This window comes from Moritella sp. PE36 (assembly GCF_000170855.1).
Taxonomy (GTDB): domain Bacteria; phylum Pseudomonadota; class Gammaproteobacteria; order Enterobacterales; family Moritellaceae; genus Moritella.
Genome location: NZ_ABCQ01000019.1, coordinates 20,511 through 45,909, shown reverse-complemented (window position 1 = coordinate 45,909; position 25,399 = coordinate 20,511). Strand labels below are relative to the sequence as shown.

General features: G+C 44.0%; 23 protein-coding genes. 12 read left to right on the top strand and 11 right to left on the bottom strand.

Going from position 1 to position 25,399, the window contains the following annotated elements; all coding sequences use genetic code 11:
• Positions 1 to 123 precede the first annotated feature (123 nt).
• The gene (gene dnaG / locus PE36_RS12380) at positions 124 to 1,860 is read right to left on the bottom strand and encodes a DNA primase (protein WP_006032381.1); all 1,737 of its coding nucleotides are present in this window, start codon (positions 1,858 to 1,860) and stop codon (positions 124 to 126) included.
• 271 nt (positions 1,861 to 2,131) lie between these two features.
• Complete coding sequence (gene rpsU, locus PE36_RS12375) at positions 2,132 to 2,347, bottom strand: 30S ribosomal protein S21 (RefSeq protein ID WP_006032380.1); 216 nt, start codon at positions 2,345 to 2,347, stop codon at positions 2,132 to 2,134.
• Between the two features lie 194 nt (positions 2,348 to 2,541).
• On the opposite strand from rpsU, the gene tsaD reads away from it, so the two are divergent.
• From tsaD to PE36_RS12350, 5 genes are all read left to right on the top strand, one after another.
• Entirely contained in the window at positions 2,542 to 3,585 is a 1,044-nt protein-coding gene (gene tsaD / locus PE36_RS12370; protein ID WP_006032379.1) for a tRNA (adenosine(37)-N6)-threonylcarbamoyltransferase complex transferase subunit TsaD, read from the top strand.
• Positions 3,586 to 3,767: 182 nt separating this feature from the next.
• Positions 3,768 to 4,259, top strand: coding sequence for an LPP20 family lipoprotein (locus PE36_RS12365; RefSeq protein WP_006032378.1), 492 nt, complete (start codon positions 3,768 to 3,770; stop codon positions 4,257 to 4,259).
• A 56-nt stretch (positions 4,260 to 4,315) separates the two neighbouring features.
• On the top strand, positions 4,316 to 4,918 hold the full coding sequence (locus tag PE36_RS12360) for a penicillin-binding protein activator LpoB (protein WP_006032377.1): 603 nt from the start codon (positions 4,316 to 4,318) through the stop codon (positions 4,916 to 4,918).
• Positions 4,919 to 4,927: 9 nt separating this feature from the next.
• Complete coding sequence (locus PE36_RS12355; protein ID WP_006032376.1) at positions 4,928 to 6,484, top strand: hypothetical protein; 1,557 nt, start codon at positions 4,928 to 4,930, stop codon at positions 6,482 to 6,484.
• 76 nt (positions 6,485 to 6,560) lie between these two features.
• On the top strand, positions 6,561 to 7,559 hold the full coding sequence (locus PE36_RS12350; RefSeq protein ID WP_006032375.1) for an LPP20 family lipoprotein: 999 nt from the start codon (positions 6,561 to 6,563) through the stop codon (positions 7,557 to 7,559).
• A 145-nt stretch (positions 7,560 to 7,704) separates the two neighbouring features.
• Here PE36_RS12350 and fis read toward each other — a convergent pair whose 3' ends face one another.
• From fis to prmA, 3 genes are all read right to left on the bottom strand, one after another.
• Complete coding sequence (gene fis / locus PE36_RS12345) at positions 7,705 to 8,004, bottom strand: DNA-binding transcriptional regulator Fis (protein WP_006032374.1); 300 nt, start codon at positions 8,002 to 8,004, stop codon at positions 7,705 to 7,707.
• Positions 8,005 to 8,019: 15 nt separating this feature from the next.
• Positions 8,020 to 8,985 carry a tRNA dihydrouridine synthase DusB gene (dusB, locus tag PE36_RS12340; protein WP_006032373.1) on the bottom strand — a complete coding sequence of 322 codons (966 nt, stop codon included), beginning with the start codon at positions 8,983 to 8,985 and terminating at the stop codon, positions 8,020 to 8,022.
• Positions 8,986 to 9,310: 325 nt separating this feature from the next.
• Positions 9,311 to 10,192, bottom strand: a complete 882-nt coding sequence (prmA, locus tag PE36_RS12335; protein WP_006032372.1) for a 50S ribosomal protein L11 methyltransferase — start codon at positions 10,190 to 10,192, stop codon at positions 9,311 to 9,313.
• 381 nt (positions 10,193 to 10,573) lie between these two features.
• Between prmA and PE36_RS12330 the strand changes: the two genes are divergently transcribed.
• The 4 genes from PE36_RS12330 to PE36_RS12315 are packed head-to-tail and all read left to right on the top strand — an operon-like array spanning position 10,574 to position 15,303.
• The gene (locus PE36_RS12330; protein ID WP_006032371.1) at positions 10,574 to 11,944 is read left to right on the top strand and encodes a TolC family protein; all 1,371 of its coding nucleotides are present in this window, start codon (positions 10,574 to 10,576) and stop codon (positions 11,942 to 11,944) included.
• Positions 11,945 to 12,943: an HlyD family secretion protein gene (locus PE36_RS12325; protein ID WP_006032370.1), complete on the top strand. Its 999-nt coding sequence runs from the start codon at positions 11,945 to 11,947 to the stop codon at positions 12,941 to 12,943. It abuts the gene before it with no gap.
• A gap of 9 nt (positions 12,944 to 12,952) precedes the next feature.
• Positions 12,953 to 14,134: an ABC transporter permease gene (locus tag PE36_RS12320; protein ID WP_006032369.1), complete on the top strand. Its 1,182-nt coding sequence runs from the start codon at positions 12,953 to 12,955 to the stop codon at positions 14,132 to 14,134.
• A 2-nt stretch (positions 14,135 to 14,136) separates the two neighbouring features.
• Entirely contained in the window at positions 14,137 to 15,303 is a 1,167-nt protein-coding gene (locus tag PE36_RS12315) for an ABC transporter permease (protein ID WP_043994482.1), read from the top strand.
• Positions 15,304 to 15,408: 105 nt separating this feature from the next.
• Here the strand turns inward: PE36_RS12315 and PE36_RS12310 are convergent, their stop codons facing one another.
• On the bottom strand, positions 15,409 to 15,822 hold the full coding sequence (locus PE36_RS12310) for a hypothetical protein (RefSeq protein ID WP_006032367.1): 414 nt from the start codon (positions 15,820 to 15,822) through the stop codon (positions 15,409 to 15,411).
• Positions 15,823 to 16,025: 203 nt separating this feature from the next.
• Between PE36_RS12310 and PE36_RS12305 the strand changes: the two genes are divergently transcribed.
• Positions 16,026 to 16,535 (top strand): aminoacyl-tRNA deacylase, encoded by a 510-nt coding sequence (locus tag PE36_RS12305; RefSeq protein ID WP_043994481.1) that lies wholly within the window; start codon positions 16,026 to 16,028, stop codon positions 16,533 to 16,535.
• A gap of 113 nt (positions 16,536 to 16,648) precedes the next feature.
• Here PE36_RS12305 and PE36_RS12300 read toward each other — a convergent pair whose 3' ends face one another.
• From PE36_RS12300 to PE36_RS12280, 5 genes are all read right to left on the bottom strand, one after another.
• On the bottom strand, positions 16,649 to 17,482 hold the full coding sequence (locus PE36_RS12300; RefSeq protein ID WP_006032365.1) for a mechanosensitive ion channel family protein: 834 nt from the start codon (positions 17,480 to 17,482) through the stop codon (positions 16,649 to 16,651).
• 183 nt (positions 17,483 to 17,665) lie between these two features.
• A complete protein-coding gene (phnR, locus tag PE36_RS12295; protein ID WP_006032364.1) occupies positions 17,666 to 18,385 on the bottom strand; it encodes a phosphonate utilization transcriptional regulator PhnR in 720 nt (239 codons plus the stop codon).
• 90 nt (positions 18,386 to 18,475) lie between these two features.
• Positions 18,476 to 20,194 (bottom strand): putative 2-aminoethylphosphonate ABC transporter permease subunit, encoded by a 1,719-nt coding sequence (locus PE36_RS12290; RefSeq protein ID WP_006032363.1) that lies wholly within the window; start codon positions 20,192 to 20,194, stop codon positions 18,476 to 18,478.
• Between the two features lies 1 nt (position 20,195).
• Positions 20,196 to 21,299: a putative 2-aminoethylphosphonate ABC transporter ATP-binding protein gene (locus PE36_RS12285; RefSeq protein WP_083798008.1), complete on the bottom strand. Its 1,104-nt coding sequence runs from the start codon at positions 21,297 to 21,299 to the stop codon at positions 20,196 to 20,198.
• A 240-nt stretch (positions 21,300 to 21,539) separates the two neighbouring features.
• Complete coding sequence (locus PE36_RS12280; RefSeq protein WP_006032361.1) at positions 21,540 to 22,547, bottom strand: putative 2-aminoethylphosphonate ABC transporter substrate-binding protein; 1,008 nt, start codon at positions 22,545 to 22,547, stop codon at positions 21,540 to 21,542.
• 270 nt (positions 22,548 to 22,817) lie between these two features.
• On the opposite strand from PE36_RS12280, the gene phnW reads away from it, so the two are divergent.
• Positions 22,818 to 23,924, top strand: coding sequence for a 2-aminoethylphosphonate--pyruvate transaminase (phnW, locus tag PE36_RS12275; RefSeq protein WP_085983547.1), 1,107 nt, complete (start codon positions 22,818 to 22,820; stop codon positions 23,922 to 23,924).
• Complete coding sequence (locus PE36_RS12270; RefSeq protein WP_006032359.1) at positions 23,921 to 25,333, top strand: aspartate aminotransferase family protein; 1,413 nt, start codon at positions 23,921 to 23,923, stop codon at positions 25,331 to 25,333. Before phnW ends, PE36_RS12270 begins: the two co-directional genes overlap by 4 nt.
• The last annotated feature ends 66 nt before the right edge of the window (positions 25,334 to 25,399 follow it).

The following is a 25,399-nucleotide window of genomic DNA, read 5'->3' as shown; positions in this document are numbered from 1 at the left end:
CGTAATTATAACTGTTATCACGTTATATTAGGCGAAAACTTTCAACTCAGTGTTCTGAGACGATTTAATTCGACTCTTTTGTTAGTACTGTAAATGGGGTTTAATGGATCACATTTCAAGCCATTATGATGATTTTAATTCATCTAAAATGCTTTTATACTCCAAAAGCTCGGGTTTAGTTAAACCACCTTGGGCTGATTTTAATTGTAGTTCACCGAAACGTTGTTCGATGACTTGGGTTGAAAGAACAAATAAAGTATCGAAAAATTCGGCTTCAATGGCGTCATCTGCGCCATGATCCCAAACAGCCAGCTTTATCAGTGCTTTCTGCTCTGGTGTATCGCGCCAATATTCTAATAATTGTGCGGTACTTATTTGATCGCTACTATTTGTTTGTGCTAACAATTTTAATAAGATATTAATGCCTGGCAATTTTAATTGCGGCAAATCATCGAATATTGGTAGATTAAAACCTATGTGCGGATTTTGCAATAATAATCCAATAGCACGACGTATTGGTGTTATTTGGATCGCTTTTTTGGTTGGTTTCGCCGTTGCAATGCTAGTAAACAGTTTATTTAGCTTCGCTTCATCCCAGCCTAAAAACCGTGCCAACTTCTTTAATACGATACCACGATAGAAACCGTCCGGCATTTTTTCAATCAGTGGTTTGACTTGGCTAGCCAATTTACTGCGTCCTGCGTCGGTCAGGGTGTCGATATTTTGGCTTAAGCGACTAAATAAAAAGTCCGGTAAGGTCTGGGCCTCTTTAAACAGTTGCTCAAGTGCATCTTTACCTTGGTGGCGGACTAATGAATCTGGGTCTTCGCCGTCAGGTAAAAATACAAAGTTGAGTTCTTTACCATCACGTAACTGCGGCAGGGCGTTTTCGAGTGCGCGCCATGCTGCATCACGACCGGCTTTATCACCGTCGTAACAGCAGATCACTTGACTGGTATTGCGGAACAAGGTTTGCATTTGATCGCCAGACGTTGAGGTACCCAATGACGCCACAGCATAATCAATGCCAAACTGCGCTAAGGCCACCACGTCCATATACCCTTCAACCACCACAATTTGTGGGATCTCTTTATACGCTTGGCGTACTTCGTATAATCCATAAAGTTCTTTGCCTTTATGGAAGATCGGCGTTTCGGGTGAGTTCAGGTATTTAGGCTTTTCATCACCCAGTACCCGACCACCATAACCAATGACGCGGCCACGTTTATCGCGGATCGGGAACATCACCCGTTCACGAAAACGATCGTAACGACGTGATTGACCTTCATTCTCAATTAATACGCCGGTGGTGAGCAATTGATCTTCGGTGTGTTTGTCACGGCCAAAACGTTTTAATACGTTGTCCCAACCGGGGGCGGCATAACCAATGGCGTATTTTTTAATGACTTCGGCAGACAATCCGCGCTGCTTTAAATAGTCATTCACGACGCGTTTATTTGGGTGTTCTTTTAGTTGGTACTGATAGAAGCGGGTGACACTTTCTAATAGTTCGTAATAATCTTTACGCTCAGGCGCAGTTGGCCCCTGTGTACCGCCTTCTTCTCTGGGTACTTCCATACCGTAAAAACTGGCTAGATCTTCAATGGCTTCGACAAACTCAAGGTTGTCGTATTCCATTAAGAAACCGATGGCGTTACCGTGCGCACCACAGCCAAAGCAGTGGTAGAACTGTTTATCTTGGCTGACCGTAAAAGAAGGGCTTTTTTCATTATGGAACGGGCAGCAAGCCTGGTAGTTTTTCCCTGCTTTTTTCAGCTTGACGCGTTTTTCGACGATATCCACGATATCAGCTCGACCTATCAAGCCATCGATAAAGTCGCGAGGTATTCTACCGGCCATATGTACCTAACTAATGAGTATGAAGATGATTGCTAATTGCAATGACAGTAACAATTACAGAAAATACGTGACTCATTATGGTGAATAAATCAGTTATGTACTGGCATCGTTATAAGACTAGGGTAATAAATTTTATGAGTCTTGAAAAGCAAACAAGCCGTGACTCTAGGAGTTCACGGCTTGTTAATAGGCGTTATCTTTAGCAGATTAAGTCAAAGACTTGCTCTGTGGGATAAGCCTAAAATGCATACAGTAGTTATACTAATAGAGATTAGTATAGACGTACGCGACGTGCATTTTCACGAGACAGTTTCTTAGCTAGACGCTTAGATGCTGCTGCTTTAGCACGTTTACGAACTGTAGTAGGTTTTTCGTAATGCTCACGACGACGTACTTCAGACAAGATACCTGCTTTTTCGCAAGAGCGTTTGAAACGACGTAGTGCAACGTCAAACGGTTCGTTTTCACGTACTTTAATTACTGGCATGTTTTCTTCCAACTTATTAAGTTTGATGGTTCCAAGTTATCTGGAACCTAAAATATTTTTATAGAAATTCTACAAAAATGGTGCCGAATTGTACTCTAGAACACGATTAAATGTAAAGCGTAATAATTTGGCGCTGGAGAAATAAGTATAGCGCAGGTACTATTGGGCTGTCATACATAAGGTGAATGAATAAAATGCGCGTAATAGGAATAGAAACATCATGTGATGAGACCGGCATTGCAATTTATTGTGATGAAAAAGGGCTAATGGCTCATCAACTTTATAGCCAAGTAAAACTGCATGCCGATTATGGCGGTGTAGTACCGGAATTAGCGTCACGTGACCATGTGCGTAAAATTATTCCACTGATTAAAGCGGCACTGATCGAAGCGGGCTGTACGAAAGATGATATCGACGGCATTGCTTATACCACAGGACCGGGATTGGTTGGTGCACTTATGGTGGGTGCGACCGTTGGCCGTAGCCTCGCTTATGCATGGGACATTCCGGCATTAGGTATTAACCATATGGAAGGTCATATGTTAGCGCCAATGCTGGAAGAGCATACCCCTGACTTTCCGTTCTTAGCGATGCTAGTGTCGGGTGGTCATACGCAAATTGTCCGTGTTGGCGGTATTGGTCAGTATGAATTGCTGGGCGAGTCGGTCGATGATGCAGCGGGTGAAGCATTTGATAAAACCGCTAAATTACTGGGTTTAGATTATCCAGGTGGACCTCGCTTATCGGCATTGGCTGATAAAGGGGTTGCAGGACGTTATCGGTTCCCGCGTCCAATGACTGACCGCCCCGGTTTAGATTTTAGTTTCTCCGGGCTAAAAACATTCGCGGCGAATACCATTGCCAAAGAAAAGAAATTAGCAGAAGAAGCGGGTGCCGATGGCGTTGATGAGCAAACCCGTGCTGATATTGCGTTTGCATTCCAAGACGCAGTCGTTGATACCATTTCAATTAAGTTAAGACGGGCAATCAAAGAAACCGGTATTAAACGTCTGGTTGTTGCTGGTGGTGTGAGTGCCAATAAATACTTGCGTATCAAGTTAGCCGAGATGATGGATAAGCAAAACGGCGAAGTTTTCTATCCGCGTATTGAGTTCTGTACTGACAATGGCGCGATGATCGCGTATGCCGGTTTACAACGTTTACGTCACGGTGGTGATGACAGCTTAGAGATCATTGCACGACCACGTTGGCCATTAGATCAAATGGATGCGATATAAGTCATAACTATTTGATGTTTTAGTTGTCATAGCTACTTAAATGGGTAAATGTGAACAAAATAAACCAGACTATCGGTAGCGAGTCTGGTTTTTTTATAACTGCGAATGGATGGCGCGAGTTGATTTGGTTTTATACTATTTTAAATTATAATATCTAAACACTTTTTAGGGATCAGTTAATCATGAAAATAGCAGCGTTAAAAATGACCGTGGCAGCCGGTATAATGGCTTTATTATCAGCGTGTTCCACTCAAACTAACATTGAAAGTGACCTCGATATTAGTGGCGCACCAGATTGGGTGAATGTCGGTACGCAAACTGTCGATGATGATTCTGGGCGTTTATTACACGGTGTAGGCATGTCAAATGGCATTGCTGACCAATCCTTACAAAAATCTGTCGCTGATAACCGTGCACGTGCCGAAATTGCGCGTATCCTCGCTATATCGGTTGATGCAATGCAGGCGGATTATACCGCGGCGGCAAATGGTGAGATCAGCGCCAATGTGGAACGTGAAATTAAAGCGAAAACGAAATTAGCACTCAATGGCGTAAAAATCATCGGTCGTTGGAAAAATCCAGACAATGGCGATATCTATGCCTTTGCTGAATTAGACCTGTCTGATCTGGACGCCGCAATCAAGCGTGCTACCGCATTAACGCCGCAGCAGTAATGCTATTATTTAGGCATTCATGAATTGAAGTAGTTACATTTAGAAGGAAATATTTAATGAATAAGTTGTTTAAATTAGTATTGGGTTCGATCTTAGTATCGACGTTATTAGCCGGTTGTAGTACCTCTGTTGAGCGTATTGATGCGGGTCAAACGGTCGATTTAAGTGGTGCATGGAACGACACTGATTCACAAATGGTGGCACAGGAAATGATCAGTGATGTGCTAGCACGTCCTTGGTATAACAATTTCACCGCCAAAACCGGTAAAGCACCGGCCGTTATTATCGGTACTGTACGTAACTTAAGTCATGAGCACATTAATACCAAAACCTTCGTTAACGAAATGGAACGCGAACTGATTAATAGCGGCCGTGTCGAGTTTGTGGCATCGAGCGATGAACGTAACGAGATCCGTGAAGAACGTATTGATCAAGACTTAAACTCAACTGAATCAACGCGTAATGCGGCTGGTCAAGAGCAAGGCGCTGACTTTATTTTGAAAGGTCAGATCAATACTATTATTGATACCGCGGATAGCGATCAAGTGCGTTATTACCAAGTTGATTTAAGCCTCATCAGCCTAGCGGATAACCGCAAGGTATGGGTTGGCCAGAAGAAACTGAAGAAACTCGTGTCTAACGGTAAACTACGTTATTAATAGGTCGTGATGAAAGCTGTATTAACATTTTTACGTTCGCGTCGTTACCTCGCTGTTATTGGGTTTAGTTTATTGCAAGGTTGTTCATTGCAGCAGCATCAGCTCAATGATTTGGCTCAAACATTAGATAACGGTAATGCCAGTCAAGTATTGACCGAAGTCGCGCAACGGGACTATCCAGAGCGCGATCTGGCGCAATACAAACTGACACTCGGGCTATTACGTGCTGTGAATGGTGATTTTGCTGGTGGCATTAATGAATTGCAGGCGGCGAAAACGGAAATTAATCAACTGCAAGCGTTAAGTATTAGCGAAAACATTGGTGCTATAACGGTCAATGAAACCTTACGCAGTTATACGAGTACCGCCAGCGAACGGATGTTATTACAGCAATTATTGATCTTATCTTACTTGATGGAAGATGATCTTGATGGGGCGCGGGTTGAAGTATTGCAAATGCAAGAATTAGCCAAAAGCTTACCGGATAGCGGACTGTCAGGGTTAGTAGCAAGTAGTTATTATCTGGGTGGCTTGGTGTATGAACTTGGCGATGAAACAGATAATGCCATGATCAGTTATCGCCAAGCTTACCAAGTAATGCAAACCACTAAAGTGTCGATACCCCGGGTATTGCAAGACAGCTTGTTGCTCGCATCGAGACAGTTAGGGCTAAGATCTGAACACGATAAATACGTGAACGAATTTGGTCATGACGTAACGGCGTTAGATAGCAATAAAAGTCAATTGGTTTTAGTCTATTGGGGCGGGGTGGTGTCAGCGAAGCAACAGCGTTACCTCAGTATTTATGAACCAAGTTTGGGTTATAACATTTCTTTAGCGTTACCCTATTATGCGCAAGACTATGTTAAACCGACGCCTTGGCGTTTTACCGTGTTAGGTAAAACCGCTGAAACTGAAATTTTTGATGATGTGAATGTATTGGCGCGTGCCGATCTCGATGCCGAATCAGCGGCGATTTATGCCGCTGCACTTGCACGCGTTATTATCAAGCAAACCGCATTGCACGAAGTGCAGAAAAAGGATGAGGGCGGATTAGCGACCTTGTTACTGAATATTACCACGATGATCAGCGAAATGGCGGACGTGCGCAGTTGGAATATGTTACCGGCTAGTATTCAAGTGCAACGTTTCACACTTGACGCGGGTACTTATTATTTACTGCAGCCGAGTCTGACCCAAGGTTTATCGGTGACTGATATCGCGCCGATAACGCCGGTATTAGCGGCACCAGAGTCAGTCGCACCTGCATTAGTGAATGCAACAGTAAGCATCACTGATGAGATCGCGGATAATGCGACTGAGTCTGATAACGGCTTGAGTTTACCGTTATCAAATGTGGCGATAGCGGATGCCGCATTGGCGAATGAACAATTAGCCGCTGCGGCCGATACGCTGGGCTCAGAGTCAGTCGCGATGACCAATATCGGCAATGTGCCTACGCCGGTCACTGCGGATATCGAATCCTTGTTATTAAAACCCGGGAAAACCGTTTTACTGTTTTATTCCAGTGCGGCGAAAAAAGCCTATCGCCCGTTATCACCTTAGTTATTCATGAGCGGCTGGCCCAATGATTTAATCTGGGTGAGTGCTTAAGTCACGGTTTGTTACAGGACACGACAACATGATCAAAAAATTATTTTCCACTAGTTTAATTTCTGTCGCTGCAATCTTGTTGAGCGCATGTAGCAGTACCCCAGAGCGCCCAACTTGGTTAGATGGCGCGGATGTTCACTATCCTGCCAACGTTTATTTAACCGCATCTGGTCAAGCGAAAACCAGCAGTGTTGCCGATAATCGCGCATTGGCAAATTTAGCTAAAATATTTGAAGTATCGATTGCGGATGAGAGCATTGATTTTAGCGAAGCCAGTATTAGCCAAAGTAATGCCAGTGGCAGTACCATTCGTCAGGTTGAGAACAAGCAAACCTTATCACGTTTTGTAAATACCCAAGCGCAGCAAGTACTGCAAGGCACCCGTATTGTCGAACGTTGGCAGGATCCGGTTTCTGGCCAGCAGTCGAGTCTGGCAGTGATGAAGAAAGCGCCTGCCGCGGCATTATTCATGCAATCAATACGCGCGGCTGATGAACAAACCAGCGCTGCAGTGAAGTATGCCGAGCAACAAGCGCCAAACCCACTGATTGCCCTTAGTGCATTAGAAAGTGCCCGTGAGCGTCAAATTACACGCTTAAATGATAATAATAACCTGCGTGTGGTGACGGGCAATGATATCAATGTTGAATATTCGGTAGAAACCTTAACCCAGATGATTAAAAGTCGTTTGGCGGCATTATCATTTGCGACGTCAGCAAGCGATGAGCAAGCGTTATTATCTTTGCAAAGCGGAGCCGCTGAAGTGGGTGTACAGCTTAAAGATGATAGCCAATACAAATTAGTATTAACCTTGGATAAAGGCGCTGTAGAGCAACGTCAGGCGTGGTATTGGTTACGTGGCAACGTTGTCTTAACTGTGATGGATGGACACAGTAGTATTGCCAATAAACGCTGGCCCTTTAAGATCTCGGCGCAAAGCGAGCAATTATTAGAGCAGCGACTTGCGGTTAAGCTGAGCGCGGAGCTGCCGGACTATGTCTACCAAGTATTAACCCCTGAAATGTAATTGAGTACTTAGTGCTGAATCGTTTTTTCGATAGGTACCCAAGTTACTTCAAAATGCTGCATCTTGAGGTAGCTTGAGTATAAAAAAAGCCAGTCCTGAAACATCGGGACTGGCTTTTTATTACATTACGTTAAGGCTATAACGCTTAGTTCATGCCGTAACGCTTTAGTTTCTTCCGAAGAGTACCACGGTTGATGCCCATCATCACAGCTGCACGGGTTTGGTTACCGCGAGTATACTGCATAATGATATCTAGCATTGGCGCTTCAACTTCTGCTAATACCAAGTCATAAAGATTTTCTACATCTTGGCCATTTAATTGTGCAAGATAATTTCGTAGTGCTTGTTGGACAGAATCACGTAATGGTTTCTGTACAATTTGCTCAGCTTGTTGCACGGTTGCAGAAGTTGTTAAGGCACTAGGAGCCAGATTTTGTTCAAACATATATTGCTCTTCTCGTTAGCTTAAATCATCAAAATATTTCATTAATGCAAAGTTTTGTTCCGCAGAACTGTCCAATGCATTAAAGCTTTTACGAAACTCAACACCATTAGTCTGGTGTTGTATGTACCAACCGACGTGTTTGCGTGCAAATCGAACGCCTTTAAACTCACCGTAAAACTGGTGTAGGTTTTCGACATGTTGCAAAATGACTCGGCGAACTTCATCAGCAGTTGGCACGGGTAATTTTTCACCTGTTTTAAGATAGTGATTTATTTCCCGAAAAATCCAAGGATTGCCTTGAGCTGGGCGTCCGATCATCAGACCGTCTACACCTGTGTACTCAAGTACCTGTTTTGCTTTTTCTGGGCTATCGATATCACCATTTGCGATCACAGGAATGCTAATGCTAGCTTTAATCGCTTTTATAGTGTCGTATTCTGCCGTGCCCTTGTACAGGCAAGCGCGAGTACGACCATGAACCGCGAGGGCTTGAATTCCAGCTTGCTCGGCGATTTCAGCTATCTGTATACCGTTGCGATTTTCAAGATCCCAACCGGTACGTATCTTTAGTGTTACTGGTACATCGACAGCGCTTATCACGGCATCTAAGATCAGCTTCACTTGAGCCGGATGTTGCATCAATGCAGAACCCGCCATCTTTTTATTTACTTTTTTCGCTGGGCAACCCATGTTGATATCAATGATCTGCGCACCATTTTTTACATTGTGCTGCGCGGCTGCTGCCATCAACGCTGGATCTGCGCCTGCTATCTGCACAGAGCGGATCCCGGTTTCGCCAGCATGATCCATGCGCTGTTGCGATTTTTCTGTAGACCAAACTCGAGGGTTACTCGATAACATTTCTGACACGGCCATACCCACACCCAAATCACGACAAAGTTGACGGAAAGGACGGTCGGTAACACCAGCCATAGGAGCCAAGAATAATTGGTTATCCAGAAGATAAGGACCTATTTTCATCTGTTGTGGCTCATTTGCTCTAAGGCGGCGTATGTTACGCAGTTTTCACCCGAGTTAAAAGGTTAATAATTAGACTATTGAATATTTTTTTAGTTGAAATCATTAAATAGTAAAAAAAACACCTCTAAATCAAATTATAACAACAGATCATCCAGCTAAATTGCTTATTATTCAATTTTCACTCAGGTTGACTTAAAATTTAAGATAGCTTGCATTTTAGCCTGATTAATTACTGATCGCACGTTTTTTACGTAATTACTGGTTATTTTTTCTACATGAGCCCAGTTTTACATTTGCTTATGTAGATCACCCTGTATGGCAAATATTATTTAATTTGGCCGTTTAAGCGTGCCCACTCGTCACTCAGTGTAGGTTCATCCATGATGCAGTGTTGACGATAGATTTCGTTCAATTCTGCTGCTTGGTGATCCAAAATACCGGATAATGCCAGTTTACCACCTGGTTTTAAGAAGCTGATGATAAGCCCAGATAGTTCACGTAATGGTGCCGCAAGAATATTGGCAACCACGATATCTGCTTTGATACCGTCGGGTTGATCGGCTGGTAAGTACAATTCGATTTGGTCGGCAACGCCATTACGCTCGGCGTTATCACGACTTGCTAAGATAGCTTGTGGGTCGATATCCACACCGATCACCCGCTTAGCACCTAATTTAAGTGCTGCGATTGCGAGGATGCCAGAACCACAACCAAAATCGACAACTGTTTTACCGGTTAGGTCTTGGCCATCTAACCATTCTAGACATAACGCGGTCGTCGGGTGGGTACCCGTACCAAATGCTAAACCGGGATCAAGCATCACGTTAACCGCATTTTCATCCGGTACTGGACGCCAGCTTGGGCAGATCCATAAACGTTCGCCAAATTGCATTGGGTGGAAGTTTTCCATCCATTCGCGTTCCCAGTCTTTATCTTCGAGTATTTCTAATTTGTAGCGAAAATCTGAACCTAGTACCTTGGTTTTGGCTAAGAAAGCTAAGATCGGCTGCATGTCTTTATCAGCATCAAACAGACCGGTTACATCAGTATCACCCCATAGCAGCGTTTCACCAGGCAGTGGTTCAAAGATAGGCGAATCTTGTGAGTCCATGAATGTGACAGCACTTGCTCCTGCGCCAGATAGCATGTTACCTATCTTCTCAGCTGTTTCTTCGTTAGCATTAATTTTTAATTGGATCCAAGGCATCGATTTTCTCTCCGTTATTTCGTGGGCGTAATTGTACGCATCTAAGCCATAAGACACCATCGCTATATGGTAATTAAATGCAAGTATCCGCGTTTAATTGTGTAGATCAGGGCCGAGGCACAGCATTAATCGGGGGGTATTGCTGAGAACTGACTAAAATTAGGCTAATACTGGCGTAGTACTCGACAAATTTATGCGTTAGTATTCGTTTTTGGTTAACATTGCCATCTTCTGTACGTATCTTTTAGAGTATATACTCTACTTTTGATTGTTATGGTATCAAGGTGACTTTGTTTACAGTAATTGAAAATATGCCCTTCGTTGTTTAATTATTTGATATTAATCGGCCATGCCACAACAGCGTGATTTTAGGAATTAAGTATGAAAACAGTCTTTTATGGCATTATTACTGCCATTACATTGAGTTGTAATGTGCAAGCTGCGGCTATCGGTTTTTCTGAAGCTTGGTATCAAGTGGTTCAGAAGAATGATGCGCTACTGGCAAAGAAAGAAGAAGTAAAATACTCAGAAGCATTACAAGATGCGGCAAGGTCGCTGTATTTGCCGAATGTGGATATTACCGGTTCATATACCCATTTTGATAAGCCGATAGAAGTTGATACTTCTGGAGTGGGTGCAAAATTAAATGGTACAGCTTTAGCTGGTTTAGCTGGTTTGATCCCGAATGGTATCCCGCTCACCAATCAAAATTTCGCCCATTCGTCATTGAATGTGCTGCTACCGGTTTATACTGGCGGTCGTATCACTGCGGCGCAAGACATTCGCCAGGCGCAAGTGAGTGAAGCACAAAGCAATTATAATTTAGCCACCCGCGCGACTTTTACGAAGCTGGTGCAGTATTATTTTGGTGTGGTGTTATCCGAGCAAGTTTATCAAGTGCGTCTCGATGCAGTGGATGCGTTAGCCGCTCACCTTAATCATGCGGTGAAACTAGAGCAACAAGGTCAAATTGCCAAAATTGAACGACTGATGGCACAAGTGACGTTAGACAAAGCGCAAATCGAAGCACAGAAATCATTACGTGATTATGAGATTGCTAAGTTAGCGTTAACCAAAATGCTAAAACAGCAAGACTCGGTATTACCAACCACGCCGTTATTTGTGAATAACAGTGTTACTTCGGTTACGCCGTATCTAACTAAAACCTTAACAGACCATCCCGGTATTGCCATCTTAAATGCCAAACGTGAACAAGCCAAAGGCATGGTAAAAATGGCGTCAGCCAAGCATTTACCCGAAGTGATGCTGTACGGTAATTATAATTTATATGCCGATGATTCTGCGACGGGCGACCTGTTACCGGAATGGATGGTTGGCGTTGGTGTGCGTATTCCAATTATGGAACGCTCTGGTACGTCACAAGAAGTGGTTGCGGCCAAAAGCTCGGTACGTCAGGTGAATTTACTGCAGATGCAAATGCAGCAAGATTTATCTATTCTGGTGGAAAAAACCTATGCTGAAATGAGCCAAGCGTTAGAAGAATACAACTCTTTGGCATCGAGCCAAGCGTTATCAGCAGAAACCGTGGTACTGCGTCAAAAAGCATTTAGCCAAGGTCTATCAACATCACTGGAAATGGCGGATGCCCAGTTATATGCAACCAGCATTCGTGTTCAGCGCCTGTCTGCAAGTTATAACTATGTGCAATCACTGGCACAATTACTCTCTGTTAGCGGCGATATCGATCGCTTTATGGACTATCTACAAATTAATGGTATCGAGGTTAAATAAATGAGTAACGTTAAAACAGGCATCATTGCGGTAGTCGCGCTCGCTGTTATCGGTTGGCTGGCAGTTGAATTCAATCGTGCTTACGAGCCGAAAAATATATTGTTACAAGGTCAAATTGAAGCCGAGCAATACAATATATCCTCTAAGATCCCGGGACGTATTGCCTCGGTAGACGTAAAAAAAGGCGAATTGGTTAGCCAAGGACAATTAATTTTCTCACTGGCTAGCCCTGAATTAGACGCTAAATTGGCGCAAGCAAAAGCCGGTCGTGCCGCGGCAAGTGCAATGCGTGCACAAGCCGAAATCGGAGCCCGTGAACAGCAAATCATTGCGGCTAACGACCAGTGGAAAAAAGCCCAAGCAGCGACGCAGTTAATGGAGATAACCTACCAGCGCGTGGATAGTCTTTATAACGACGGTGTATTACCAGAGCAGAAACGCGATGAAGTGTATACCAAGTGGCAAGCCGCTAAATATACGCAAAATGCGGCATACCAAGTTTATCAAATGGCGAAAGAGGGAGCGCGTAAAGAAACTAAACAAGCCGCTATCGAGCAAGAACGTATGGCGGAAGGTGTGGTGGCTGAAATTGAGTCTTATACCAAAGATACCAAACAATATGCCCTGCGTGATGGTGAAGTGGTACAGATCTTATTAAAAGAAGGCGAGCTTGCCCCGACTGGTTTTCCGGTGGTGAGTATTGTTGATATTAACGATAGCTGGGCGGTATTTAATATTCGTGAAGACTTATTACCACGGTTGAAAAAAGGCACGTTATTAACGGCGCGTATTCCAGCATTAGGTGAGGCGACATATCAATATCAAATATCCCATATTGCGGTGATGGGTGACTATGCGACTTGGCGTTCGACAGACAATGCGAAAGGATTCGATTTACGTACCTTTGAAATTGAAGCAAGACCGGTTAAGCCGATTGCCGATCTACGTGTTGGTATGAGTGTGTTGGTTGAGCTGGCGCCGTCAGCGACTGCGCAGTAAGTTGGCTTGATGATGCGTTTATTCATTATTCAGATCAAGGCGGTTTGGCAGCGGGAAAACCAGCTGATATTGGCATCAAAATGGCAATTATCACTGGTGACTTGGTTGCCACTTGCTTGCATGTTGTTGGTGTACGCTATTTTTTCACAGGGTATCCCACGTGATCTTGCGGTCGCGGTTGTTGATCAAGACCACAGTCGGTTATCACGCAGCTTGGTGCGTTATATTGATGCCAATCCTGCGCTTGCGGTGACTGCGCAATTGACCAGCCTGGCCGAAGGTAAAGCATTAATGCAACGTGGTGAAGTGTATGCGGTGGTGCATATTCCGCGTGCATTCGAAAAGCAGACCTACTTAGCGATGACACCAGAAGTCAGTACCTTTTACAATGCCCAGTATGTGTTGATTGGTAAACTGGTATCGTCGAACATGGCGAAAACCTTTGCCACGTTTACGGCGCAGATTGATGCCGTTAAAACCTTGGCGAGTGGGGGTAACCTGGCGCTGATTAAAGGGGTTGTTGCGCCAATTTCAACGCAGGTTAACCCGCTCTATAATGTGTCGACTAACTATGTGCCCTTTTTGGTGACCGCTGCGGTTCCGGCACTATGGCAAATCTTTATTTTGGTCTCTGTGTTGTTGGCGTTTGGGTTGGAATACAAAAATAATACCCAAAATAGCTGGTTTCAACGAGCGGATGGTGCCGTCGTTAGCGCTGTGATTGGTAAGTTGCTGCCGTATACTTTGCTTTCTGTGGTACATGGTTTGCTATTCTTGAGTTTCTTTTACGGTTACTTAAGTATGCCGATGCATGGCAACTGGGGGTATTTATTGTTAATTCTGGTGACGGCAGTATTAGCGGGGCAGGCCATCGCCTTGTTTATCTTTACCTTGACCATGAATTTGACTCAAGCGATTAGCATGGGCGCGGCTTATTCCGCGCCTGCATTTGCCTTTATCGGGGTGACCTTTCCTGCGGAAAGCATGCCGCAGTTGGCGCAGATATGGCGGGCATTATTACCGATCACGCATTATATGCAGTTGCAAATTGGTCAGGTGAATTACGGACAAGATTTTATGACCTTGTTACCACAATTAACGTCATTAGGGTTATTTACGTTAACCTTCGTGGTGGCGATATTTCGACTTAAGCGTCATCGTGATAGTGCATTGTTAGCAGATGGGGTATGACGATGAATAAATTCTTCGCACTGGTGGTGCTCGAAATTAAAAGTATTTTTGCCGACCGCAGTATTTTATTGACCATGTTTGGTGGCATTATCATGTACTCGATCTTGTATCCTTTGCCGTATTCTCAGCAGGTATCAAGAAATGCTGAAATTGTCGTGGTTGATCATGATCGCAGTTCGATGAGCCGTGAGTTGATCCGCATGGTGAATGCAACACCTGATACTCATATTACCGGGCAGGTTGATTCGGTGAGGGATGCCGAAGCACTCATTGAGCAGGGTGACATCAAAGGTTTCTTGATTATTCCTGAGCATTTTCGTCGTGATCTATTGATGAAGAAACCAGTGACGTTATCGTTAGGTGGCGATGCCAGTTATTTCATGACTTACTCGACCATCACATCGGGTATTCTGAAAGCGGGCGGGACGCTGTCGGCGCAAATTAAAGTGGCGAGATTAACGGTTGATAAAGAAAATATCTTGTTAGCCAAGCAACAGTGGCAACCGGCCTCGTTAAACCTCCAACCAGTGTTTAATCAGGGCAACGGTTATTTGGATTATGTGGTCCCCGCGGTATTTATTTTGATCTTGCAGCAAACGTTATTAATCGTCAGTGGTATCTTATCGGGCAGTCAAAATGAACGTTCACGGGCGAAAGAGCAAGGCTATTGGTTAACTGCATCGCCGACATCATTGTTACTGGCGCGTTGTAGTGTGTTCCTCAGTTTGTATCTGGTGTTTAGTTTGTATTACTTTGGTTTTGCATTAGACATGTACGGGGTTAATCGACTCGCGGCGGCGTGGGATATTATCAAACTATTAGTGCCGTTCTTACTGGCGGTTGCCTGCCTTGGCGTGGCGCTGGGGCAATTGTATAACCAAGCTGAAACCGCAACACAGGTGATTTTATTTAGCTCAATGCCGGTATTGTTTAGCAGTGGTTTTATTTGGCCGATAAGTGAGATACCCGCTTGGCTGGTGACGGTATCGCAATTATTCCCAAGCACTGCCGCGATCCAAGGTTTGTTGCAATTAAACCAGATGGGCGCGGATTTTGAGATGGTCAGACATTTTCAAACGCAGTTGTTAATCCAATGTTTTGCTTATGCGCTATTGGCGATTATGTTGCTGGCTTACAAACAGCGTAAATATAGCATCAGCGCGGTTTAGGCTAACTGTTACGCCATCAGTAAATACCCAAGCCAGTTGTCATCTGCAACTGGCTTGTTGTTAAACACCGAGTAAATAACCGGCCACTATACTGGCGTTAATGCGTTAATGCGTTAATGCGGCGTTCCTTCTATCCTGCTTCATTAATTTCAATGTGTAGAGTGTGGTCCAAACAGCCCCTAGTATTTGTGACGGTAGAATAGTCATCATAATGTTAGGTGTGCCGTTGGAGTAGTGCGCGTAATAGCTGACAACAAAAGTAAATATCATCGGTAATATGATTGAACTAGGGATGATGATAATTCGGTTCAATGTTTGGCTATTACAAATTTGGTCCATCATAAAGGTCATGATAAACCCGATGAATGCGCTGCACACAAATTGCACGGCGCTAGCTTGCAGTGCGATGGACGTACCTGCAGCGTAATTAGCATAAAGTGCCCAGCTGCCGTATAACAGTCCGGCGAAAAATCCCGTTAATACAGACGCTTTGGTGATCCTTTGTTTGAGTGAATTCATTGCTCATATCCTTATGATGTTGTAATCAGAGTTATCTATACCAACATGACCCAATAAACAGATATAAGAAATAATAAGTTTTCGCTTTGTTTATGTTTAATAACATCGCTCACGGTTTATAAATAATTATGTGATGAACTCGCGTTGTGGCTATTTAGCTCCCATACTTTGCTTGTAGAGAAAAGTATTTTATGGAGGCTGAAATGACTATGGCAACCAAAGTTGGCCAGTTCTTAGCTAGTCACAACATCGATTTTAGTTTGGTTAAACATCGCCACACGGCAAGTTCATTTAATTCTGCACTATCGGCACATGTGCCCAGTTCACAAGTCGCCAAAGCGGTGATTTTACGCGACATTGGTGGCGATTATTTAATGGCGGTGGTGCCGTCAAATAAGCATGTATTGATTGGTGAAATTAATCGGCAAACGGGTAAGCAATATTATCTATTAGCAGAGCATGAATTATCAACCTTGTTTCAGGATTGTGAACCTGGGGCGATACCATCATTAGGGCAGATCTATGGTATGGATATGCTGGTGGACGACTTATTGTTCGAACAGGAACAATTGTATATTGAATCGGGTGATCACATGAATCTAATCAATTTAGATAAACGCCAGTTTGGCAAAGCGGTGGGTAGTTTACCGCACAGTCATATTAGCGGTTATAGTTTTAAAGAAGGACCCTTATTTGAACGTCGTGACCTGTGAATACTTTAGGAAAGTAGCAAAGGTTGACGGTAACAAAGATGAACAGGAATAAAAATGGGAGCCACATTAGGCTCCTATTTGTTGTTTATCACTACATGATTTTACAGTAAACATTAGCTTGCTGGTGGTGTTGGATTACCTTGTACATGCAAGTCTAATTGTGGATAAGGGATGGCAATACCAGCAGCGTCAAGCGCAAGTTTAAGCTCTTCTTGCATGCTGAAATAAGCACCCCAGTAATCGCTGGTTTTAACCCAAGGGCGTACCGCGAAGTTTACTGATGAATCGGCTAATTCTAGGATGCCGACAGTGTATTCTGGATCTTGTAAGGTGAACTCGTTGTTTTTGATAACGCCAATTAAGATGGCTTTCGTTTGCTTAATGTCTGCGTCATACGATACGCCAACCACAAGATCTAAACGACGTTGACCTAACGCTGAATAGTTAGTAATTGTGCCATCCATGATTGCGGCATTTGGTGCAATCACCACTTTGTTATCTGGCGTAATTAAGCGTGTAGAGAAAATAGTAATTTCATCTACGGTACCTGCTACACCTGCAGCTTCGATGTAATCACCGATACGACAAGGGCGGAAAATAACGATTAATACACCCGCGGCAAAGTTTGATAATGAACCTTGTAGTGCTAAACCAATGGCTAAACCTGCGGCACCGACAACAGCAACCAGTGATGCAGTTTGTACCCCGAACTGACTGAGCGTCGCGATAATCGTGAAGGCAAATATGACACCGAAGACCATGTTACCGACAAACGAAGCGACCGTTTTATCAATATTACGTTTTATCATTAGGCTTGATATGACGCGTTTCATTAGATTGGCAAAGTATTTACCAACGATAAAGATAACGAGTGCAAGCAGTATTTTAGTACCGTAAATAGCCGCAAGCTCAGGTGCTTGTTCGAGTAGTTGTTGAAGATATTCCATGGATAAAGTTCCTATCATTTAGAGTGTCAAATATACGTATACCTGCATAGGGTATTCTAGACCATATACATCAGTCTTTTTTGATATGTTACATTATTTCTGATCCATGACAAAGTACAGTCTATTTCAAGCGTTAAAGTGCTGATTTAGGTGATTATGTACACGATGAAAAAGTCTGGCAGTTTATTCTGGTGTGTATTTCTGGCGAGTTGCTTGTGCTTCAATCATCACCGCATCATGGCGCCAATATTCCAGATCACAATCCAATAACTGACCATGTTGATCATAGTTAACCCGCTCTATATACATAGCCGCGCAGCCAGAGGTAGCGCGTAAAGCGGTTGCAGTATCGGCAACTAATGACGAAGAGCGGATACGATAATGGGTCTGTTGATACAGGATGTCGTAATGTTGTTGATAGATATCGGTTAATGATGCAGACAGATCATGACTGAGTAAATTAGGGAGTCGGTCAGGCAATACATAATTAGTCACGAGTACGACCGGGCGTTCATCTAAATAACGCACGCGATGAATACGGATCACTTCAGTCTGTGGTGCTATTTGTAATAGCTGGGCGATATGTTTATCGGCGGGCACCATACTGGCACTGATTAATTCTGTTTTTGGTATACGTTGCTGACTTAGCGCGAGGTTATGAAAGTTAGTGGTATTGGTCGGGTCGTAACGTAATGGTGCTGGGGAAATAAACCAACCGCGACGATTTTCACGATACACTTTGCCTTCAGACTCCAGTAAAGACAAGGCTTCACGCAGCGTCACGCGAGTGGTATTGAAACTTTCTGCCAGTTTACGTTCTGACGTTAATTTCTGCCCTGAGGTAAGTAGTGAACCAGCTTCGATCTGCAGTAAAATTTCATCTTTAATTTTTAGGTATTGCACAAAAGCCTCTGATGCTAGGGGATTAACCTGCTACTGGGTGGTTCCTGTTCTACAGTAGCAGAGTTATGCTTAATTTGGTCTATTCCGCGGTTATTTTTGACGCCAAGCTTGGGTTCTTTTGTTGATAAATGAGGCGATAATTAAATGGATTATTTTAGCCAACGCTGCGGTTACTAAGATCATCACGGCCATCGCTGCCGCTGAACCTGTTTGGCCGGCATCATCCATATTTAATACCGACACCGAAGCGGGAATGGTATCGGTCGCATACAAGAATACCACGGCTGATGTGGTGGTTAATGCGTTGATAAACAGATAAGCCGCGATATCCATGATCGCAGGGGCACAAATCGGCAGGGTGATAACAAAGAATGACTTGTATTGGGGCATTTTGATTGACGCGGAAATGGCTTCAATCTCTGCGGGTAATTGTTTTAACGCCGTTAATGCGGTCATGTGACCGACGGTGTAGTAATGCACCACGGTATTAATCACCAGTAAGATCATGGTGGCATACAGACCATTAAGTGGATTATTTATATCATTGAAAAAGAAGATATAACCCAAGCCTAATACGATACCCGGTACTGCCATTGGAATAATAGTGATCATTTGCAGTAGCTGACGAATAGGACCAAAACCACGGCCTTTTTCGATAACATAAGCACCAATAAAGATGATCACAGTACCGAACAGGGCTACCCAGATCGCCAATGTCAGTGAGTTAAAGTAAGGCGTCCAACCATAGGTACTCACTTCACTAAAGTTATAATTGTTAAAACTTAAGGTTAAGTTCCATGGCCAAAATGTCACGAATGACGCGTATATGGCCATGCCAATGATAGCGATGATCGCCAAGGCAATCGTACTACAGAACAACAAGCAGATACCATCACGTAATTTATCTGGTTTGGGTATGTAAGCCACAGAGCGGGAATCAAATAAATTTTGCTGTTTGCGTTGCACGTGACGATCAACTACAAAAGCCAGTACCGCCGGCAATAACAGTAATACACTGGTTACTGCGCCCATGGCGAAGTTTTGCTGACCAACCACTTGTTTGAAAATATCCGTTGCTAATACGTTATAGCTGCCGCCAATCACTTTCGGCACACCAAAGTCACACACCACTAAGGTAAACACTAAAATTAAAGTACTGATCACGCCATATTTTGCTGCCGGTAGCGTCACCATGAAAAATGTTTTTACCGGATGGTTCTTTAATACGGTCGCCGCTTCATATAAACGGGCATCGGACGTACGCAGCGCTGTGGTTAAGATCATTAATGCATGGGGAAAGGTCCAGAATGTCAGCCCGATAGTAATACCAACAATGCCATAAATCGATGCGCCCCCGAGTAACTCTTTGGCAATGCCTTGATTACCGAATAAATAAATCAAACTCAGTGCTGGCAGTAATGATGGCGCTAAGATCGGTGCCGAACCAATGATCTGAAAAAAGGTTTTAAATGGCATGCAACTGCGGGTTAATGCATAAGCGTAACTAAATGCCATCACCCCAACAATCGCGGTGGTGATCAATCCCACTGTCACGGTATTAGCAATCGAGGCGAGCATGGCACTGGAGGCAAAATAGGCGGTGAAATTGGTTAATCCAATGAAGTGACCATCTACATCCTGGACACTTTTGGCAAACATCGTGAGCATAGGCGCAACAATAAAAAAGCCCATTAACAGGGTTAAGATAATTAAAATACTGGCCAGTAGCGCGCTATCTCGGCTAAACGAAAGGGTTAATCGTTGCAGATAACTCGGTTTAGTCAGCTTTTTATTGATGGTTGACTCCATGTTATGCCTCTACCGCTTGTGTGCTTGCTGTTGATGATTGCTTTAATTTACGTGGGAAGACATGGGTGAACGCATCGCTATAACGGATCCGACGGAACTCACCATTGTTGAGCCCCAGCGATCTGACTTCGCGAATTGGCACATCGACCTTGATCATAGGCGCATTCATACTGCCTGTTAGCTGGCAGTCTGCTCGCACATAGGTACCTTGGAATTCCATGGCTTTGATTTGCACCGGTAAATCTTGCGGGTTATTACTAAATTGGATGTCTTCAGGGCGCACAGCTAAATCAAACATGTCACCACGGTTTAATGTGTCTTTGGGTTTTGGTAGCAGGGTTTCAGCAATACGGATCTGCTGATCGCTGATCACGGAACTGGCAATGAAGTTCATGTTACCGACAAATTCAGCCACAAAGCGGGATGCCGGTTTATCGTAAATTTCTTGTGGGGTGCCGACTTGTTCAATAACACCATGATTCATCACCACTATACGGTCGGCCATTGCTAAGGCTTCTTCTTGGTCATGGGTCACCATGATAGTGGTAATGCCGAGTTTACGTTGCAGGGAGCGGATCTCGTCACGTAAATGAGCACGTACTTGTGCATCCAATGCCGAAAGTGGTTCATCTAACAGTAATAATCCCGGTGATAACGCTAATGCGCGAGCCAGTGCCACACGTTGCTGTTGGCCGCCGGATAGCTGGTTCGGGTATTTCGGCGCCGAGTCAGATAAGCCAATAATACCTAGCCAGTGATTAACAATATCCACCGCTTCGGCGACTGATTTACCTTGGTTGTGTAAGCCGACACTGATATTTTCGGCAACCGTTAAGTTGGGGAACAGCGCGTAAGATTGAAATACAATGCCAAAATCCCGCTTTTCTGGCGGTAAGAAGGTGGTGTCTTTACCGTCTTGTAAAATAGACCCTGATGTCGCTAAATCCAGTCCGGCAATCGCACGAAGCAGGGTGGTTTTACCGCAACCAGATGGTCCTAAAAAGCAGATGAACTCGCCTTGATGGATCTGCAAAGAAATATCATTTAATGCGGTGAAATCACCAAACTTTTTAACAAGATTATTGATGTTGAGGTACGTGTTCATCTGACTGCTCATAAGTTATTTGGACTATACCAGTATGGTAGGCAGGGTAAGTGACAGTTTGATGACAAGGGGTTATTTTTACGCAGAATTTACACTTATTATTGGTATCTAGGGGGTTAAGAAGTCGGCCGGTTAGCGCTTGTTTTAATTGACAATCATTTGTTAAAAACGACTAAGCCAGGCGTGTTAACTAACCCCTGGCTTAGTCAAGGTTGACCACTTAAATTAGGTCATTAATGACTATCTTGCTTCAGATTTTGAATCAAATTTTTCTGACCAGGTACGCAGTACATCTTTACGCTCATTGGCCATTTTACTAAAGTCCATGTCGACCATCGCGTCTTGTACATTGGGATAGTTAGCCACGGCTTTACTGACGTCTTTGTGGCCGACTAATGCATAAGATTCATTATATAATTCGTTGGCTTGTTTTGAGATTGACCAATCCACCACCCGCTTAGCTGCCGCTGATGGTTTCACCAGACCCACTGCTTCTGATTCCCAGCCAATGCCGCCGGCAGGTAAGATCACGTCAAGTGGCGCGCCTTGGGTTTTTAATTTCGCGCCACGTAATGCCATCGATATGCCGATCGCCACTTCCCCCATGCCTGCTTGTACACAAGGCTTCGAGCCTGAATGGGTGTAATGGGCAATATTGTTATTCAGCTTGGTCATGTAACTCCAACCTTTATCTTCACCCATGGTTTGTAACCATGCTGATACCTGCATATAACCTGTGCCCGATGATGCTGGGTTGGGCATGGCGATATGACCTTTGTAAACCGGTTTAAGCAGATCATCCCAAGATGTCGGCTTTGGTAGGTTGTGCTGTTTGGCAACGTATTCGTTAAAGCAGATGGCATTAAACCAAGCGTCATTACCGTACCACGCTTTGTTGTCTTCTGGATCAATCATGCTCGTCCGCAGGTTTTCAACGCCTTGTGGTGAGTAAGGTTTTAGGATCCCAGCTTTCTTAAGCAGTGCCATTGATGAGCCTGCGAGTCCCCAAATCACTTCTGCACGCGGGTTATTTTTTTCGGCAAGTAATTTTGCTGTCATGATACCGGTTGAATCGCGCACCCATTTGATTTCGATATCTGGATTGGCTTGTTCAAAGGCGACTTTGTATTTTGCTAATACATCCGTTTCAAAGGCGGTGTACACCACCACTTCTTCTGCGGCAAATACTGGTGCAGTGAATAAGGCGCCTAAGGCAGCGATAGTACCTATCATCCAACGTTGTTTCATTCGTGTCACTCCAAAAATTATTAACGGTTGATTCTGGTCTGTACCAGATTTGTTGAGAACGATAATAGAGTGCTTTTATGACAAAAATATGACCGATTGATGTCAGTTAGGTTAATTAAGATATTTTATCTATTTTTATGGCTCGGCGTTTTTATTGCGGTTGGCGATGAATATGAAGCTTTTATGAATTCTGCTGTTGGGCTATTTACCAAGTGAGCGATCCACTGCTAGAGTTCTAATCAAACTGGTATAGTCCAAATGGAAGCAGAGATGAAAAACGAATATTTATTACTAACACCGGGTCCACTTTCTACCACCGCAAGTGTACGAGAAGCCATGCTAAAAGATTGGTGTACTTGGGATGATGAATATAACAAAGACATTGTTGAAGTTATCCGCGCTAAGTTAGTGCAACTAGCGACCCCGCAAACGGGTTATACCAGTGTATTGATGCAAGGCAGTGGCACGGCATCGGTAGAAGCTACAATTGGTAGTGTTATTCCTGCTGATGGCAAGCTACTGGTGATTGATAACGGTGCTTACGGTGCCCGTATTGCTCAAATTGCAGATTACTTAAATATTGCCTGCGAGGTGATAGCACCGGGTGAAACAGCACAACCAAGTTTGGCCGAAGTTGAAGCCAAATTAGCGGGCGATGACAGCATTACCCATGTCGCCATCGTGCATTGCGAAACAACCACCGGCATGTTGAATCCGATTGATGCGGTGATTAAATTAGCCAAACAATACGGTAAGATCGTGATCTTAGATGCGATGTCGAGCTTTGGTGGCATTCCAATGGATGTGGCTGAATTAGGCGTTGATTTCCTGATCAGTTCTGCCAACAAATGTATTCAAGGTGTACCCGGTTTTGGCTTTGTGATCGCACGCCAAACTGAACTGGAAAAATGCAAAGGGCTAGCTCGTTCGTTGTCATTAGATCTGTATGACCAATGGCATTGTATGGAAACCAATGGTGGCAAATGGCGCTTTACCTCACCAACCCACACAGTGCGCGCATTTTACCAAGCGTTATTAGAGCTTGAAGAAGAAGGCGGTATTGCTGCTCGTCATCAACGTTACCAAAAAAACCAAACAACCTTAGTCGCTGGGATGGCGAAGCTGGGTTTTGATACTTTGCTTGATGCGTCATTACATTCGCCAATTATTACCTCGTTTTATTCACCGGTGCACCGTGATTATCAATTCAAAGAATTTTATAACCGCCTTAAAGAACAAGGTTTTGTTATCTACCCAGGTAAGGTATCCAACGCTGACTGTTTCCGTATTGGTAACATAGGTGATGTCCATCCAAGTGATATCCAGCGTTTATTAGTGGCGATGGAAACCGCCAAATATTGGGAATTAAGTGCATGAGTGAAGCGACTGCTAACTTAGCTGCTGAGGCTGTATTGGCAGACCGTCAGCATCGTAGTGAAGGTGATGTGAATACCACTCCTGCACGTCAACAATGGCATGCCAGTATTGACGATAACGACACTAAAGCCATGCTTGCACAAGACGCTAAGGTGTTTTTACATCAAGCGATGTCGACGCCGTGTTTGGATGCGTTAGTCGCTGCCGAGGGTATTTATTTAGAAGATGCTGCGGGTCAGCGCTACATGGATTTCCATGGTAATAATGTTCATCAGCTCGGTTATGGTCACCCGCATGTATTAACTAAAATTAGCCAACAATTAGCGACGTTATCGTTTTCACCACGTCGCTTTACCAATCAAACCGCGATTGATTGTGCCACCAAACTGACTGAAATATGTGGTGGTGAACTCAATCGCGTACTGTTTGCCCCTGGTGGCACCTCTGTAATCGGCATGGCACTGAAATTAGCGCGTCACATTACCGGCAACTTTAAAGTGGTGTCACTGTGGGACTCATTCCATGGTGCCTCACTCGATGCTATTTCTGTGGGTGGCGAGGCTTGTTTCCGTGCAGGCATGGGCCCGTTGATGGCCGGTGTCGAACGTATTCCGCCTGCAGTGTCTTATCGTGGCTGTTTTCCTTCTCCGGACGGTAGCGATGTGCATTATGCTGATTATCTGGAATATGTGGTCGAAAAAGAAGGTGGTATTGGGGTCTTTATTGCTGAAGCTATCCGTAATACCGATGTGCAAGTACCGAGTAAAGCCTATTGGCAGCGGATCAGAGCGATCTGTGATAAGCACAATATCTTACTGATCATTGATGATATTCCTAATGGCATGGGACGTACCGGTCATTGGTTTAGCCACCATGCATTTGCTATTGAACCGGATATCTTATGCATTGGTAAAGGTCTTGGTGGTGGCGTGGTACCGATTGCCGCGATGATCACCAAAGATAAATACAATACTGCGGCGCAAGTATCGCTCGGTCATTATACCCATGAGAAAAGTCCGATTGGTTGCGCTGCCGCCTTGGCGACCATGGAAGTGATTGAACAACAAAACCTACTGAGCAAAGTGCAAGATGATGAAGTCTTTGTTGCCAGTCAATTAGCGGCTTTAAAAGCGCAATATTCTTTGATTGGTGATGTGCGTGGCATGGGGCTGTTATGGGGGGTTGAGTTAGTGACTTGCCGTGATTCGCAAGAGCGCGCTTTTGATGAAGCGGAAGCCGTGTTGTATCACTGCTTGAATGCAGGGCTGAGTTTTAAAGTATCGCAGGGTAATGTTATTCAATTAAGCCCACCGCTTATCATTACGAGAGAAGAGTTAAAGCGAGCGCTTACTATTTTTTCGGGTGCAATTGATAAAGTAAGTCGAGACTTTGGCTATGTTTGTCATTAGAAAGTGTTAATTAACCGTAGTTAACAAATCATTCAAAAATATTAGTTATAAAACAGTTTACCCAAT

What these genes read in the sequence shown, in the direction of transcription:
- rpsU (WP_006032380.1), bottom strand. Translation starts at nt 2,347, where the DNA reads ATGCCAGTAATTAAAGTACGTGAAAACGAACCGTTTGACGTTGCACTA.
- dusB (WP_006032373.1), bottom strand. Translation starts at nt 8,985, where the DNA reads ATGAAAATAGGTCCTTATCTTCTGGATAACCAATTATTCTTGGCTCCT.
- phnW (WP_085983547.1), top strand. Translation starts at nt 22,818, where the DNA reads ATGAAAAACGAATATTTATTACTAACACCGGGTCCACTTTCTACCACC.
- dnaG (WP_006032381.1), bottom strand. Translation starts at nt 1,860, where the DNA reads ATGGCCGGTAGAATACCTCGCGACTTTATCGATGGCTTGATAGGTCGA.
- PE36_RS12330 (WP_006032371.1), top strand. Translation starts at nt 10,574, where the DNA reads ATGAAAACAGTCTTTTATGGCATTATTACTGCCATTACATTGAGTTGT.
- fis (WP_006032374.1), bottom strand. Translation starts at nt 8,004, where the DNA reads ATGTTTGAACAAAATCTGGCTCCTAGTGCCTTAACAACTTCTGCAACC.
- PE36_RS12305 (WP_043994481.1), top strand. Translation starts at nt 16,026, where the DNA reads ATGACTATGGCAACCAAAGTTGGCCAGTTCTTAGCTAGTCACAACATC.
- PE36_RS12300 (WP_006032365.1), bottom strand. Translation starts at nt 17,482, where the DNA reads ATGGAATATCTTCAACAACTACTCGAACAAGCACCTGAGCTTGCGGCT.
- PE36_RS12310 (WP_006032367.1), bottom strand. Translation starts at nt 15,822, where the DNA reads ATGAATTCACTCAAACAAAGGATCACCAAAGCGTCTGTATTAACGGGA.
- PE36_RS12320 (WP_006032369.1), top strand. Translation starts at nt 12,953, where the DNA reads ATGATGCGTTTATTCATTATTCAGATCAAGGCGGTTTGGCAGCGGGAA.
- PE36_RS12290 (WP_006032363.1), bottom strand. Translation starts at nt 20,194, where the DNA reads ATGGAGTCAACCATCAATAAAAAGCTGACTAAACCGAGTTATCTGCAA.
- prmA (WP_006032372.1), bottom strand. Translation starts at nt 10,192, where the DNA reads ATGCCTTGGATCCAATTAAAAATTAATGCTAACGAAGAAACAGCTGAG.
- PE36_RS12285 (WP_083798008.1), bottom strand. Translation starts at nt 21,299, where the DNA reads ATGAACACGTACCTCAACATCAATAATCTTGTTAAAAAGTTTGGTGAT.
- tsaD (WP_006032379.1), top strand. Translation starts at nt 2,542, where the DNA reads ATGCGCGTAATAGGAATAGAAACATCATGTGATGAGACCGGCATTGCA.
- PE36_RS12315 (WP_043994482.1), top strand. Translation starts at nt 14,137, where the DNA reads ATGAATAAATTCTTCGCACTGGTGGTGCTCGAAATTAAAAGTATTTTT.
- PE36_RS12355 (WP_006032376.1), top strand. Translation starts at nt 4,928, where the DNA reads ATGAAAGCTGTATTAACATTTTTACGTTCGCGTCGTTACCTCGCTGTT.
- PE36_RS12280 (WP_006032361.1), bottom strand. Translation starts at nt 22,547, where the DNA reads ATGAAACAACGTTGGATGATAGGTACTATCGCTGCCTTAGGCGCCTTA.
- PE36_RS12350 (WP_006032375.1), top strand. Translation starts at nt 6,561, where the DNA reads ATGATCAAAAAATTATTTTCCACTAGTTTAATTTCTGTCGCTGCAATC.
- PE36_RS12270 (WP_006032359.1), top strand. Translation starts at nt 23,921, where the DNA reads ATGAGTGAAGCGACTGCTAACTTAGCTGCTGAGGCTGTATTGGCAGAC.
- PE36_RS12365 (WP_006032378.1), top strand. Translation starts at nt 3,768, where the DNA reads ATGAAAATAGCAGCGTTAAAAATGACCGTGGCAGCCGGTATAATGGCT.
- PE36_RS12325 (WP_006032370.1), top strand. Translation starts at nt 11,945, where the DNA reads ATGAGTAACGTTAAAACAGGCATCATTGCGGTAGTCGCGCTCGCTGTT.
- PE36_RS12360 (WP_006032377.1), top strand. Translation starts at nt 4,316, where the DNA reads ATGAATAAGTTGTTTAAATTAGTATTGGGTTCGATCTTAGTATCGACG.